This is a genomic window from Dechloromonas hankyongensis (genome assembly GCF_022012295.1).
Classification (GTDB): Bacteria; Pseudomonadota; Gammaproteobacteria; order Burkholderiales; family Rhodocyclaceae; genus Azonexus; species Azonexus hankyongensis.
In genome coordinates, this window is the sequence record NZ_JAKLTN010000009.1 from 1 (window position 1) to 13,877 (window position 13,877).

At 61.3% G+C, this 13,877-nt stretch carries 10 protein-coding genes; 2 read left to right on the top strand and 8 right to left on the bottom strand.

Features of this window, described 5'->3' with window-relative positions; genetic code table 11:
• Positions 1-272 precede the first annotated feature (272 nt).
• From LZ012_RS19145 to LZ012_RS19180, 8 genes are all read right to left on the bottom strand, one after another.
• Positions 273-1,703, bottom strand: coding sequence for an aldehyde dehydrogenase family protein (locus LZ012_RS19145; protein ID WP_275712585.1), 1,431 nt, complete (start codon positions 1,701-1,703; stop codon positions 273-275).
• A gap of 33 nt (positions 1,704-1,736) precedes the next feature.
• Positions 1,737-2,735, bottom strand: coding sequence for a WD40/YVTN/BNR-like repeat-containing protein (locus LZ012_RS19150; RefSeq protein ID WP_275712586.1), 999 nt, complete (start codon positions 2,733-2,735; stop codon positions 1,737-1,739).
• Positions 2,736-2,748: 13 nt separating this feature from the next.
• Positions 2,749-5,142 carry an efflux RND transporter permease subunit gene (locus LZ012_RS19155; RefSeq protein WP_275712587.1) on the bottom strand — a complete coding sequence of 798 codons (2,394 nt, stop codon included), beginning with the start codon at positions 5,140-5,142 and terminating at the stop codon, positions 2,749-2,751.
• A gap of 81 nt (positions 5,143-5,223) precedes the next feature.
• Positions 5,224-6,861: a DUF1302 domain-containing protein gene (locus LZ012_RS19160; RefSeq protein ID WP_275712588.1), complete on the bottom strand. Its 1,638-nt coding sequence runs from the start codon at positions 6,859-6,861 to the stop codon at positions 5,224-5,226.
• Between the two features lie 30 nt (positions 6,862-6,891).
• On the bottom strand, positions 6,892-8,280 hold the full coding sequence (locus LZ012_RS19165; protein ID WP_275712589.1) for a DUF1329 domain-containing protein: 1,389 nt from the start codon (positions 8,278-8,280) through the stop codon (positions 6,892-6,894).
• A gap of 169 nt (positions 8,281-8,449) precedes the next feature.
• Positions 8,450-8,902, bottom strand: a complete 453-nt coding sequence (locus LZ012_RS19170; protein WP_275712590.1) for a YybH family protein — start codon at positions 8,900-8,902, stop codon at positions 8,450-8,452.
• Positions 8,903-8,906: 4 nt separating this feature from the next.
• Positions 8,907-9,281 carry a c-type cytochrome gene (locus LZ012_RS19175; RefSeq protein ID WP_275712591.1) on the bottom strand — a complete coding sequence of 125 codons (375 nt, stop codon included), beginning with the start codon at positions 9,279-9,281 and terminating at the stop codon, positions 8,907-8,909.
• Positions 9,278-10,723 carry a flavin monoamine oxidase family protein gene (locus tag LZ012_RS19180; protein WP_275712592.1) on the bottom strand — a complete coding sequence of 482 codons (1,446 nt, stop codon included), beginning with the start codon at positions 10,721-10,723 and terminating at the stop codon, positions 9,278-9,280. The genes LZ012_RS19175 and LZ012_RS19180 overlap by 4 nt, the downstream gene beginning before the upstream one ends.
• A gap of 144 nt (positions 10,724-10,867) precedes the next feature.
• On the opposite strand from LZ012_RS19180, the gene LZ012_RS19185 reads away from it, so the two are divergent.
• A complete protein-coding gene (locus LZ012_RS19185; protein ID WP_275712593.1) occupies positions 10,868-11,503 on the top strand; it encodes a TetR/AcrR family transcriptional regulator in 636 nt (211 codons plus the stop codon).
• 197 nt (positions 11,504-11,700) lie between these two features.
• A complete protein-coding gene (locus LZ012_RS19190; RefSeq protein WP_275712594.1) occupies positions 11,701-13,794 on the top strand; it encodes an AAA family ATPase in 2,094 nt (697 codons plus the stop codon).
• Positions 13,795-13,877 lie beyond the last annotated feature (83 nt).

Below are 13,877 nucleotides of genomic sequence, written 5' to 3' on the forward strand. Positions count from 1 at the left end.
TTCCCTGCCCGGCCGCCGCCGGTCAATGCCAGCCGGATCGAGTCCGGCAACTTCGTCAGCTTCATATCTCCTCCTGTTGCTTTTCTGCAGTGCCGTTCTTTAAGGGAAGAATAGCACCGACTCACTAATATGTGAGTGATTTAATCACTACGATATTAGTAAGTCAACAGGAAAACATTCCCTCCCGGATGAAAAAAATCCGGCCGCACGCAGCGGCCGGAAAACTCCACAGAGCAGAGAGATGAACGCAGGGAAAACTTGGTATCCAGGACTTAGGACTTCATGATCTTCAGCGTCTGGATCGACGTGTATTCCGCCAGGCCATGCTGGCCGAACTCGACGCCGATGCCCGACTGCTTGACGCCGCCGAACGGTGCGTCGGGCTGGATGGCGCCGTGCTCGTTGACCCAGGCCGTACCGCATTCGAGGCGCAGGGCCAGCGCGGCGGCCTTGGCCGGATCGCTCGACCATACCGAACCGCCCAGACCGTTCGGGCTGTTGTTGGCGCGGGCGATGACCTCGTCGATGTCCGAATACTTGATGACCGGCAGAATGGGCCCGAAGGGTTCCTCGTCAACCAGACGCACGCCGTCAGCGATATCGGCGACGATGGTCGGCTCGTAGAAATAACCGGGGCCGGCCTTGCGCTGGCCGCCGCACAGGAAGCGGGCGCCGTGGGCGCGGGCGTCCGCGGCCAGCTCCTCGACCTTGGCCAGCTGCATGACATTCTGGATCGGGCCGAGCTGGGTTTCCGGGTTCATGCCGTCGCCGACCACCGCGTTACGGGCCAGATTGGCCAGTTCGCCGCAAAGCTCGTCATAGATGCTTTCATGCACGTAGAGGCGCTTCAAGCAGGCGCAGGTCTGGCCGTTGTTGTGGAAGCTGACGCCGAACAGCTTGGGCGCGATGGCCTTCACATCGACATCGGGCAGCACGATGCCGGCGTCGTTGCCGCCGAGTTCCAGGGTCAGGCGCTTCAGGTTGCACGAGGCGTTGGCCATGATGCGCTTGCCGGTCGCCGTCGAGCCGGTAAACACGATCTTGGCGATGCCCGGATGGCCGGTCATGACCGGGCCGACGTTGGAACCGGCGGCGCCGGTGATGAAATTGAGCACGCCCGGCGGCAGGATGGCATTGGCCAGTTCGGCGAAGCGGGCAGTCGCCACCGGCGTCATTTCGGACGGCTTGAGCACCACGGTATTGCCGGCGCGCAGGGCGGGAATGACGTGCCAGATGGCGATCATCAGCGGCCAATTCCACGGCGTGATCGAACCGACCACGCCGAGCGGCTTGCGATGCACCTCGACACGCGCCTCAGCGTTGTCCTGAATGACTTCGACCGGCAGTTCCAGATCGGCCGTGACATGCGTCCAGGCAATCGAACCGCCGACTTCCATGCCCGCCCCGACGCCGTTCAGGCCACCCTGCGGCTTGCCGGTTTCCAGCGTGACCAGGCGCATCAATTCCGGCATGTGGGCTTCAAGTGCCGCCCCCAACGCGTGCATCAACGCCTTGCGCTCGGCATCCGGCTTGGCGCTCCAGGCCGGGAAAGCAGCCTGGGCGGCCTTGACCGCCGCATCGACGTGGCTGGCATCGCCGGCCGGGGCGCGAGCGAAAATCTCGCCGCTCGCCGGGTTGATGACCGGGAAGGTAGTGGCTGCGTGGACGGCTTGGCCGCCGATCAGCATGGAAATGGTTTGCATGTCGTCTCCTGTTTGATTGTTCGTTGCGTCGGCCTACAGGCCCTGCCCGTCGGCGATCACGCCGTGCCGCGAGAAGCGGACCAGCCCGTTGCCGGCCCACAGCGCGGCGGTCAGTGAAAGGCGGTCGTCGCGCTGCTTCCAGGTGAAGCTGGCGCCGCCGTCGGTGCTGTCGAGCAGCACGCCATCCAGGCTGGTGCCGAAAACGTGGCCGCCGCCCTCGACCAGATCGGTGACCGAGCTCTTGCTGCCGCTGACCACCGGCTGCCAACTGCGGCCGTCGTCCTGACTGCGGTAGATCGTGCCGCGCAGGCCGCCGACCAGCAGCGTGCCGTCCTTGAGCGCGACGCCGGTCCACAGCGAGCCCTTGTAGCCGGTATTCAGGTATTGCCAGCTCTGGCCGTGATCGGCGCTGCGCAAGACCATGCCGCGCTCGGCGGCGACGAACAGTTCGCCCTTGGCGGAGGCGAAAATGCGGAACAGGTTGCGGTCGGCCTTGCCGCCATCCGGCGGCGCCGGCAGATCGATCGGCGTCCAACTCTTGCCGCCATCCTGCGTACGCAGAACCAGCGACCACAGGCCGACGGCCAGGCCCTCGCGGGCATTGGTGAAATGGACCGAAAACAGCGGCCGGTCCTCCTGGGTTTCCAGGCGCTGGATGCTCCAGTTCTCGCCGCCATCGGCGGTGTGGATGATGGCGCCCCACTGGCCGACAGCCCAGCCGTTCTTGTCATCGGCGAAATGCACGGCGGTCAGCGTCGAGGACACCGGCACGGAGGCGGCCTGGCGGAAGGTCTTGCCCTCGTCGTCGGAGAGCAGGATGGTGCCGTAGTCGCCGACCGTAACCAGGCGCTTGCCGGCGTAGGCGGCGCCCTGGATGGGGGCCAGCGTGGCGGCGGCGCTCTTCTTGGCCGGCTGGGCCTGGAGCGGCGCTGGAGCAGCCGGTGCCTGGGCCATGGCCGGGACAGCAATCAGGCCACCGAGCAGCGCGGCGATCAGGGTGGTGGCGCGGAGCGTCATGGGTTGCTTGTTCATGGTCGGCTCCCGATCAGTGGTTGAGGATGCCCGGCGCGCGGACAGGCGTCTTGCGCGGGAACAGTTTTTCCAGCCACACGGCGAAGGCCGGCAGCGCTGTCATGGCCATCACCATATTGACCATGAACATGAAGGCGAGCAGCTTGCCCATGTCGGCCTGGAACTTGAGGTCCGAGAACGCCCAGGTGGCGACGCCGATGGCCAGCGTGATGGCGGTGAAGATGGTCGCCGTACCGACTTCGAGGATGGAATGCTCGAGCGCCTTGACGATGTTCTCGCCCTGCGACAGGTGCAGTTGCAGGCGGTTGTAGATGTAGAAGGCGTAATCGACGCCGATGCCGACGGCGAGCACCATGACCGGCAGCGTGGCGACGGTGAGGCCGATCTCCAGCTCCTTCATGAACCAGTAGCCGATGAAGGTGCCGACGGTGAGCGGCAGGCAGCAGGCGAGCACGGCACGGAAATCGCGATAGACCATGGCGACCAGGAAGACGATGGCGGCATAGACGTACATCATCATCGGCATTTCGCTCTTCTCGACCTCGTCGTTCACCGCGGCCAGCACGCCGGCATTGCCGGAAGCGAGTCGGATGGTGACGCCGTCGAGCTTGTGCTCGGCGCGGAAGGCCTTGACCTTGTCGATGACACGATTGATGGTCGTCGCCTTGTGGTCGTTGAGGAACAGGTGCACCGCCGTCATGCTGCAATCCTTGCGCATGTAGCCGCGCATCCGGCCGATTTCGGTGGCCAGCGCCGCGTAATTGCCCGGATCGATGGGGATGGCGTTCATCTTCGGGTTGCCTTCGTTGTAGCCCTCGTTATAGGTCCGCAACTGGCCGGAGAAGGAAATGGCCGATAGCACGCCCTCGGTGTTCTGCATGTGCCAGACGAACTGGTCCTGGTAGAGGCCGAGCGCGACGTTCTCGCAGGACTCCGGCGCCGTCTCGAAGACCACGGTCAGCCAGTCGAGGCCAGTGTCGTAGGCTTCCGAAATGGCCACCGCATCGCGGTTGAAGCGGGCTTCCGGGCGCAGTTCCGGGGCGCCGGGCTGCAGCGTGCCGATGACACGGTCGCTGCTCTGCCACACGGAAACCGCGAACACGCCGAGCGTCAGCGCGATGACGATGGCCGCATTGCGCGGTTCGGCGACGCGGGCCAAGGCACGCAACCAGCGGGCCCGCTTGTCGCGCTTCATCATCGCCTTGTCGGCGTATTCCTTGGTGAAGGTGAAGAAGGACGCGGCGATGGGCAGCATCGCCAGGTTGGTGGTGATCTTGAAGAAGACGCCGAGCGAGGCGGTGATCGCCAGTTCGCGCACCATCGGGATGGGAATCAGGATCAGCGTGATGAAGGAAACGAAGGCGGTGACCAGGGCCAGCACACCGGGAATCAGCAGGCCGGAGAAGCTGGCGCGGGCCGCCTGTTCGGTGGTCTTGCCGTGCGCCAGTTCGCGCACGATGAAGTTGATCTGCTGCACGCCGTGCGACACGCCGATGGCGAAGACCAGGAAGGGCACCAGCACGGCCAGCGGATCGAGGCCGAAGCCGAGCAGGCGCAGGGCGCCGAACTGCCAGACCAGCGAGGTGAAGGAGCAGACGATGGGCAGGATGGTGAAACGCAGCGAATGGCAGTACCAATACACCGCCCCCGCCGTCAGCAGCAGGGCCACGGCACAGAATTCGAGCACTGACGAGGCGCCGTCGGCGATGTCGCCGATCTGTTTGGCGAAGCCGATGATCTGGATTTCGAAATCGGCGTCCTCGAACTGCTTGCGCAGGCCTTCCAGCTTGTCGTTGTAGGCGACGTAGTCGATCTTGTTGCCGTCCTTGTCCACCTCGGCCAGTTCGGCGACGATCATCGCGCTGGTCTGGTCGCGCGACACCAGCGTGCCGACGAAGCCGCCCTGGCTGGCCGAGCGCTGGATGCCGGCGATGATTTCGGAATTGAGCTGGTCCGGCGTCACGGTGCCGGAAATCAGCGGATCGGCGCGGAAGCCCTCTTCGGTGATTTCATTGACGAAGCTGTTCGGCGTCCATAGCGACTGCACGCCGAGGCGGTCGACGCCCGGCAGGTAGATCACCGCCTGGGTCACGTCGTACAGGCGCTTCAGGCCGGCCTGCGTCCAGATGGTGTCCTTCTTGGCCTTGACCACGACGTTCAGGCGGTTGGCGCCGAGCACGTCGTTGCGGTACTTGTGGAAAGTCTCGATGTATTCGTGGCCGGTCGGCATCTGCTTCTCGAAACCGGCTTCCATGCGCAGCTGCAGCGCGAAATAGCCCATCACGGCGGTAAAGATGGCCAGCCAGATCAGGAAGGGCGTCCGGAACTTGAAGCAGAAATTCTCCAACCCGCCGAGGGCATGAGTCAGGTACTTGTCGACATCGTCGACGCTGAAAAGGTTGAGCATGATGAGCTGTCCTGCGGGAGATGATTTGTTCTTATGGTTTGGGCCAGGCGGCGGGCGAGCGCCCCCTGGCCTTGAGTCGCTTTAGAAGTTGCGCGACACGTAGACACCGAAGAAATCGCGGTCCTTGTACGGCTGGTCATAGACGCGCGAGCCGCCCCAGAACTTGGCGTAGTTCACGCCGGCCTGCCACTTGGCCGGGTTCTGCGTGAAGCTGACGATGAAGTTGGTCGACTTCGCCCCTTCCATGAACAGCGCCGAGGCGTTCGGCGTGCGGCCGCTCACCGCCTGGAAGTAGTAGATCTCCGGCGTGACCTGCCAACCCGGTATCAGGTTGCCGTCGTAGGTCCAGCTGAAGTCCAGGTTGTAGCCCCAGGACAGCTTGTCGCCCACGGCTTCCGCGCTGTTGCCCAGGTTGAATTCCTGGCCCCAGGCCCAGACGCCGGCGCCGATCGGCTCGGCACCGTAGTACTTCTTCAGCTTCGGATAGTAGGTAGCCACGGCTTCGATCATGAAAGTCGCCGTCGAGGCATTGCCCAGCGCCTTCAGGATGCCGCCGTAGTCGCCCGGCGTCATGCTCAGCAGGCCGGTCAGGTGCCACTGGAACTTCTTCTCGTCCACCCAGCACTTGCCGCCATTCGAGGCGCACAGGTCGAAACCCGGGTTAAGCGAAACGGCATCCTTCGGCCGGTAGGACAATTCCGTGCCGATAGCCCAGTCGCCGACCGGCAGGTTGGCCGAAACCCCGTACATGCGGCGGTCTTCGGCGTACTGCCATTCGAAGGCCATGGAATTGGGATCGATGGCCAGGTTCGGCGCCTTGTCGTGGTAGGCCATGGCGTAGAAACCGAGGTTCAACTGGGTGCCCGACGGCTGCCAGCGCACGGCGGCGCCGTACTGGCCGGAGTCCTTGGCCTTGACGCGATTGATGCCGTAGGTGCTGTCGCCGACGCCCAGGCCGTTCACCTGCGACCAGTAGCTGCCGGTCGGCGGGAAGTAGTTGGCGTTCCACGCCGCCTGGTAGTAGGCCTCGACGTTCACGCCGTGACCCAGGCCGGTGGCGAAGCTGACGATTGGCGCCGGCAGGAACACCTCTTTCAGCTGCGTGCCAGGCTGCGACAAGCGCATGATGTCCATGGCGTTCACCTGGTTGATGCCGCCGGGCAGGAACAGGCTCTCGCCCCAGCTGATCACCTGGTTGCCGGCACGGACCCGGGCGCGTTGCTCGCCGACCGAGAATTCCTTGCTCACCCACAAATCGAGCAGGCGGGTCTTGAACTCCAGATCGTCGCGCGCGTCGTCGGACAGCGAAGCGGTGTAGCCGTTGGGGCCGGTCGCCGCGCTGACGAAGCCGGTCGTCTTGGTCGCCGTGAAGTCGCGCAGCCAGCTGAAGCGGCCCATGAACTTCCAGTCGTCCGGCATCTTGAGCAGCAGTTCGTGCGTACCCTTCAGGTAGGTGGTGAAGGCATCGCCCTTCTTGTAGTTGATGTTGCCCTGATCGCCGACGCCCTGGAAGGTCGTGTTGCCGGTCGGCGCGCCGTTGCCCGAGGCGCCGGCGACGACCAGGTCACTCGACGGCCCCTGGGCCCGGATGCCGGTGCCCAGCGACACGGTCGAATCGAAGCTGCCGGAAATGCTTTCGGTTTCGAAGGTGAAGGCGGAGGCCGCCCCCACGTAGCCAATCAGCGCTGCCAGAACGGTTTTCTTGAATATGGTGTGCATGGTTTTACCCTCTTTTTCCGTTCAGTCGGCTCAGCGTTCGCTGATGGCGCGCAGGTTGTCCGAGGTGTAGAAGCCTTCCTTCAGCTTCGGATCGTTGGCTTCGACAAACCACTTCATGTCCTTGCCGCCGCCGAGCGAGCTCTGGTCGACCAGGTAACGGTTGTCGATCAGGTTGTACTGGACGAAAGCCGGGTTGTCGCAGCTGCCCGTTTCATAGACCGGGATGACGAAGCCTTCGCGCAGCTTCCACAGCTTGCCCTGGGCGTCGTAGTCCTCGGCGACGACGATGGACCAGCTGTCCTCGTCGATGTAGAAGGTGCGCTTCGGCGCGACGTGGCGGACGCCCGACTTGACAGTGGCTTCGACCACCCACACGCGGTGCGTCTCGTAACGGCGATGGGCGCTATCGACGGCGTTTTCCTTGGTGACGTCGCTGAACTTGACGTTCGGGTCGTACATGCCGAAGGCGTTGTAGCCGACGATCATTTCCTTCTTGCCGACCAGCTTCCAGTCGAAGCGCTCGATGGTGCCGTTGAACATGCGCGGCTCGTCCATCGTGTACTGGTTCTCGAAGCCGATCTGCGGCGCGTCATAGGCGTAGGTCGGCATGCGGCGGACGCGGCGCTGGCCCGGGAAGTAGTAGAACACCTCGTTGGTCTTGTCGGCGAACACGGTGATCGCCAGCGACTGGCCGGCCAGTGCGGTCGGCGACTTGTAGGCGAAGTAGGTGTAGTACTCGACCGGCGGCATGGCGGAGAACTGGGCCGAGCCCTTCTTGCCCCACGGGAAGAAATAGGTCTGCGTCGAGGTGGCGGCGATCCACTCGCTGGAACCCGGGCGCGGCGACAGGGCGGTGTACAGGGTCGGATATTCGAAACCGACACCGGCGTACTTCATCTTGACGTTCCACATCGCCTCCGTGCCGGAGTGCGGCACCGGGAAGGGGATGCCCGGCACGGTAGCTTCCTTCAGGCTCCAGCCGTCGGCACCGATCTTGGCGGTGGTGACGTTCTTCTTGGTGTTGTCGGCGACGAAGTCGGGATTGCCGCAGGTACGGCGGGACGGATAGACATCCATCTTGTAGCCCTTGTTCTGCTTGATCAGCTGAACCTGGCCCGGCGACAGTTGCGCCGCGTACTTGTCGACGTTGCTGGCATCGATCGAATACAGCGGCTTGTCGCCCTTGTGCTTCCAGGCGTCGGCGCGGCTCTTGCCATAGCTCCAGCCGGAAGCCTGCGGCTCGTTGCCGGCCCAGGCGGGAATGGAGCCATCCTTGTTGGCACCCTTCTCGGCACCGACCGGGGTCAGTTCCTTGCCGAGCTTGGCGGCATCGGCGTCCGTCCCGGCCTGGACGGAGAACGACGCGGAGAATACGGTAGCCAGGATCGCTGCGGCCCCGGCCTTCTTGAACATGATCATTTCAACCTCCTGTGTGGTGAACAGAGCCAACCCCTCCGGCCGGCCGCAACCAATTTCACTGGTTAGGGGCAGTGTAGGAATTGCCCCTCAGTGTCCGTTATCAAAAATCGGCAACTTTTCTTGATCCACATCAGATCGGGGTTGGTGCCCCGGTTGCCGGTGCTTCGCCTTACATCGCCCCCATCGAATACATGTCGGCCCGGATGCGCCAGCCCTCCTTGCCCTTGCTCCATACGAACAGCGAGCGCACCTCGAACGGCTTGTCCTCGGCCTTGGGCGTGACATGCCAGGTCACCCAGGACAGCGCGGCATCCGGCCCGAGGCGGCGGATCGTATGCACACCGAGCTTGACCTTGCGGGTGTCGGCCAGCAGGTGCTCGATGGTGCCGTGGATGCCTTCCGGCGTATTGACCACCGCCTTCTGGCCTTCGCCGTGGATGACGGCATCGCTGCCCCAGACCTGGGTGGCGATGGTCTTGGCATCGCCCTTCTCCCAGGCTTTTTCGAGAACGGCCAAACGCTCGCCGATGACCTTGTCGAGCCCGGCATCGCCAGCCTGCGCAGCCACAGCAGCCAGCCCGAGCAGCACCGCGACAACCATTTTTTGCAGGAATGCGACCATCGAATTACTCCTTAATCAGGGTTTGCAGGTAACAGATCAGGTTTTGCCGCTCGGCCGCCGACTTCAGACCCTGGAAGGGCATGGCAGTACCGGGCACGACGGTATTCGGCGAGGTCAGGAAGGCATCGAGCCGGGTTTCGTCCCAGGCTCCCTGCTTGGCGGCCATCGCCTCGGAATAGCTGAAGCCCTCTGCCTTGGCCGGCTCACGGCCATAGATGCCGTACAGATTCGGACCGACCGTATGGGCGGCACCGGCCGCCGCGACGTGGCAAATGCCGCACTTGTTGGCGAAAGTCTTCTGGCCCTTGTCGAGGTTGCACTCGGCGGCACCGGCGGCGCCCGCCAGCAGGGCGAGGAACGGGAAAATCAGCTTCTTCATGCCCGCCCCTTCAGGTAAGCCCGCACGTCGCGCGCCGCCGTGATGCCCGATTCCAGCGCACCATCGACGAAGCCGCGCCAGCCTTCGGCTTGGTCGGAACCGGCCATGAATACCCCTTGCTCGGCGCGGCGCAATTCCTGCAACCCGCCGGTCAACTGGCCCGGCCGATACCAGCACCAGGTGCCGCGCGAATACGGATCGACATCCCACTGGTAGCCGGTCACACCCAGCACCTCGGCCTTCGGCAGCAGGGTGCGCAAGGCCGTCTGCACCGCCTCTTCGTCGGTGATGTCGAGCAACCCCGGCGGCCCGAAGCAGACGAGCAAGGTGCCGTCATCGCGCTGCTGCTCGGTCCACGTCAGCGTGATCGGGCTGGGGTGCGGCGCCATGCCCATCCAGTTGCCGACCTTCTGCTTGATATGGATGTAGCACTTGGTGCCGCGCCCGGTGTGGCCGTCGGCGGCCATCTTCTGCTTGCCTGCGCTCGGCTCCGGCGTCATCCGGATGTTTTTCAGCACGTTCAGCGGCACCGCCATGACCACGGCACGCGCCCGATAGGTCGCGCCCTTGGCGGTGGTCACCACGCTTCCGTCTTCGTGGCGGGTCACCGCGGCCACCGGCTCAGACAAGGCGACATCGCAGCCGCAATCGGCCAGCATGCGTGCCGCCAGTTCGCCCATGCCTTCGCGTATCTTGTAGCGGCCCAGCTTGTCGAACATGCGATTCATGTCGAAATCGCCGAGCGACCACCAGCGCAGCATGTCGGCAAAGCCGGCCTGCGCCAGTTCGTTATGGCAGTTGATGCTGAGCTGGGGGCTGAGCAGGTCGCGCGTTTCGCGGTTCAGATGCAGGGCGTCGAGCCGGTCCTGCAGCGACAGCGCATCCCAGCGCGCCAGGGCTTCCTTGCGGAACAGCGGGTCGTGCGCCAGCGGCAGTACCTCGCGGCCCCCCTGGCCATCCACATTGCAGAAGCGCTCCATAGCCTTGGCGATCTTCTCCCACACCGGGCCGGCCTTGCCGTTATGCAGCTTGCCGCCGCTGATCCACGACACCGTCTCGGCCGCCGCCCCCGGGCTTTCCTCGATACCGAGGCCGTAGCGGGTGATTTCGTTCCACACGTAGGGCTGGCTCCAATGAATCCAGGTGCCGCCCAGCTCGATCTTCTTGCCCTGGTAGGCCGACGTGAAAGTCCGCCCGCCGATGCGGTTGCGCGCTTCCAGCAACAAAAGCGACAGACCGCTTTTCGCCAGATCGCGGCTCGCCGCCAGACCGGCAAACCCGGCGCCGATGACGATCACGTCGTAGGCATCGCGCCCCGGCTTGCGGATAACCGGCTCGCTCGCCGCAGCCGCCAGGCCCGGCACGCCGGCCAGCCCGACGCTGCCGGCAAGGCCGCCGAGAAAGCGCCGCCGGCCTTGCGCCTTGGCTTCCATTTCCTCCATACCGCTCTCCTTTGCCAAACCGGATTTCACTATTGCGGAATCAATTGCATGACTAACTTGTTAATGAATATTAGGTCGCGCGACCTATTTCGTCAACGGGGTTTAATGAGAAAATTTGTCTATCGACCTATTTTTTAAATCGCCATGAAAAACGCAGCACTGCAACCCGCCGGCCGAGCCGAAGCCAAAACCGCCAAGGGGCGGGCCAAGGTGCAGGAAATCCTCGATGTCGCGCGGCGCCTGTTCATCGAAGGCGGCTACGGCGAAATGACCATGCGCCAGGTCGCCGAGCGGACGGGCATTTCGCTGTCCAACGTCCAGCACTACTTCCCAAGCCGCGAAAGCCTGTTGCAGGCGATGCTCGAGTCGGTCATGGAAGGCTACGACCCGGCCTACCGGGACATCGAGACGCTGGACATCGCGCCGCGCGACAAACTGGAAGCAGCCATCCGCTACCTGCTGGCCGATACGAAGAAAGGGGAATCGGAAAAACTGTTCGTCGAAATCTGGTCACTCGCCACCCGCGACCCGATCGGCCGCGAGATTTTCGACAGAATGTACAGCCACCACCGCGCCAACCTCGCCCGCCTGATCGCCGCCGCCAATCCGGCGTTGGCCGAAAAGGAAGTTCAACACCGCGCCGCCCTCATCGCCATGCAGATCGAGGGCCTGATGCTGCTCATCTCGGAAAACAAGCCGCGTCATGCGGAGCTGGAAGGAATTGAGGAAGCCTGTGTCGCTGCGACTATGGGTATTGCGCTTGGGGAGGGCGGCGCCTAAGCAATTGAATTTAGTCTCTTCAATAAGAACAACTGCATCTTTATGACAAAGTAACACCGGCCAACACCGAATAGAGAATCCGCAATCTGCTGCTGAATTTATTTCGTCTGCACGATATCGCGTGAGCGGCTCTAGTTTTATCTAGCGCACAATGACATTTACAATATTTGCCAGACGCATAACGATTGGGAGCAGCCATGAGATTCGAGCAAGTCCAAATAAGAAACTTTCGTGGCATTACCACGCTGCAAATGTCCGATCTCCAGGACATGGTTGTAATAGCGGGACCAAACGGCTGCGGGAAATCCTGCGTTCTCGACGCACTTCGTTTCCTAAAGTCTGCATATGGCGGATATCAGCCAAACGAATGGCATCATTGGATGGGGGAATTCCAGATCGCCATTGGGGATGCAAGGCAGATGACCTCGCTGTTTCAAGATAAGACAAAAGAACTCGTTATCCGCGCGCAAATAGGTCTTTCGCAAGCAGAAAGAGATTATCTAAAGCTCAATGCTCTTTCACTTCTGACTCAAGGTGCATGGCGCACCATTGCAGAACAGACCTACGGATGGCGGTACTCAGGGATGGCTGTGCTCGGGCCTCAACTCCGTGTGCATCAAGATGAAGTGAACAAAAATGCGCTTGCCAACTTGGCTCAGTTGATGACTGAACTAGAGCAGCCATCCTTCTTGGGGCAAATCGCGATCCAGCCGTCTGGCGACATACTGGTAACCGAGTCCAAAGTCTTGGAAGTCATGTTTGGAACGTACCTCCCAGATAAGCTTGGTGTATTGGATTATCACGGGCCGCAGCGAATGTTTAACAGAGAGCAGATCGGTGGGGTCAATCTTAATCTGGACGCCTCTGAACAAAATCTGCGAAACCACGCCCTATATAACTACATCAACAAATATCAGAACGTCAAAAGCGAATTGGCAGCAGGATATGTTTCCGAGGTGCTCGCGGAAAAGGCAGGCGTAGCGCAAGGAAAGCGGGAAACGCTCATAGAAACACTGAAAGAGCTGTTTCAAACGTTCTTTCCCGATAAAGAGTTCCTTGGACCACAACCGACCGCTTCAGGCACACTCGAGTTCCCTGTCCGCACATCATCTGGCGGCACCCATGATTTGAACGATTTGAGTTCTGGTGAGAAGGAAATCCTATATGGATATCTTCGGTTACGTAATGCGGCTCCAATGAACTCTGTGGTTTTGATAGACGAACCAGAGTTACATTTGAATCCCCGCCTCACTAGAGGACTTCCAACCTTCTACCACCGACACCTTGGGAAAGCACTAGGTAATCAGATTTGGCTGATAACGCATTCTGATGCAATTTTGAGACAGGCAGTTGGGCAACCGGAGTTCTCGGTTTTCCACATGTTTCCACCTCTCTCTGCGGAAAGCAGCGACAACCAAATCCGGTCAATCTCCGCTGATGATTTGGAACGTGCCATCATCGACCTCGTTGGGGATCTCGCCAGTTACCGTCCTGGATCCAAGCTGGTTATCTTCGAGGGCAGAGGGACTCCCGGGCTTGATGAATGGCTTGTTGGTCAGCTCTTCCCGACATTCTCGGCTACGATCAATTGCATATCAGGCGAACACAAATCCCGGGTACGAAATCTTCACGGCGTGCTTGAGACATCGATTGCCAAAGGTGGTCTCCCCATCAAAATATTCTCAGTCGTCGACAGGGATTCAGATGAAGACGAAGCCGCCAAGCATTCCCACGCACTGGCTTGGGATGTCTACCATATCGAAAACTATTTACTCTCACCTGAGCACATACTGGGCGTCTTAGGTAGCATCAAGGGCGAGATACCACACGAGGTTAACACTGCTGAAAAAATCAAGGCTGTACTGCGCAGCATCGCTGAAGAGACTCTTCCTCAACTCGTTCGCCATCGAATATCACGTCAAGTTAACTCCCTCGTACTTTCGACGCTTCAACTTGCTGGAGACCCGGCCGATAATCGCCCCGCAGAAACGCTTCGCATCGCAATTGAAAGATCGAGCAATCGACTGCAACAAATCATGGATAAGGAGCTCAACTTAGAGCGCCTAAAAGAGCTTGAGGCGACCTTAACGCTTGAGTATCAGGGAGCGCTAAAGTCAGACGAATGGATGAAACAATTTCAAGGCCGCGAAATACTAAAGCGATTCACTGGTCGTTTTTGGAAGCACTCTAACTATGAATTGTTTCGCGATCTCGTCGTAGCGAAAATGAGAGACGCTCAATATCAACCGGCAGGAATGATTAACGTGTTGAACAACATATTGGCAGCCTAGGCGGCAAAATATGGGCACTCGCTACAATACATAAGTAGATTGATCGCTGCTTTCGCAATGATGCGGACCACAGTGGCCCGCAT

Excerpts from the sequence above, each read along its gene's own strand:
- LZ012_RS19185 (WP_275712593.1), top strand. The coding sequence starts at position 10,868 with ATGAAAAACGCAGCACTGCAACCCGCCGGCCGAGCCGAAGCCAAAACC.
- LZ012_RS19155 (WP_275712587.1), bottom strand. The coding sequence starts at position 5,142 with ATGCTCAACCTTTTCAGCGTCGACGATGTCGACAAGTACCTGACTCAT.
- LZ012_RS19145 (WP_275712585.1), bottom strand. The coding sequence starts at position 1,703 with ATGCAAACCATTTCCATGCTGATCGGCGGCCAAGCCGTCCACGCAGCC.
- LZ012_RS19165 (WP_275712589.1), bottom strand. The coding sequence starts at position 8,280 with ATGATCATGTTCAAGAAGGCCGGGGCCGCAGCGATCCTGGCTACCGTA.
- LZ012_RS19175 (WP_275712591.1), bottom strand. The coding sequence starts at position 9,281 with ATGAAGAAGCTGATTTTCCCGTTCCTCGCCCTGCTGGCGGGCGCCGCC.
- LZ012_RS19180 (WP_275712592.1), bottom strand. The coding sequence starts at position 10,723 with ATGGAGGAAATGGAAGCCAAGGCGCAAGGCCGGCGGCGCTTTCTCGGC.
- LZ012_RS19150 (WP_275712586.1), bottom strand. The coding sequence starts at position 2,735 with ATGAACAAGCAACCCATGACGCTCCGCGCCACCACCCTGATCGCCGCG.
- LZ012_RS19190 (WP_275712594.1), top strand. The coding sequence starts at position 11,701 with ATGAGATTCGAGCAAGTCCAAATAAGAAACTTTCGTGGCATTACCACG.
- LZ012_RS19170 (WP_275712590.1), bottom strand. The coding sequence starts at position 8,902 with ATGGTCGCATTCCTGCAAAAAATGGTTGTCGCGGTGCTGCTCGGGCTG.
- LZ012_RS19160 (WP_275712588.1), bottom strand. The coding sequence starts at position 6,861 with ATGCACACCATATTCAAGAAAACCGTTCTGGCAGCGCTGATTGGCTAC.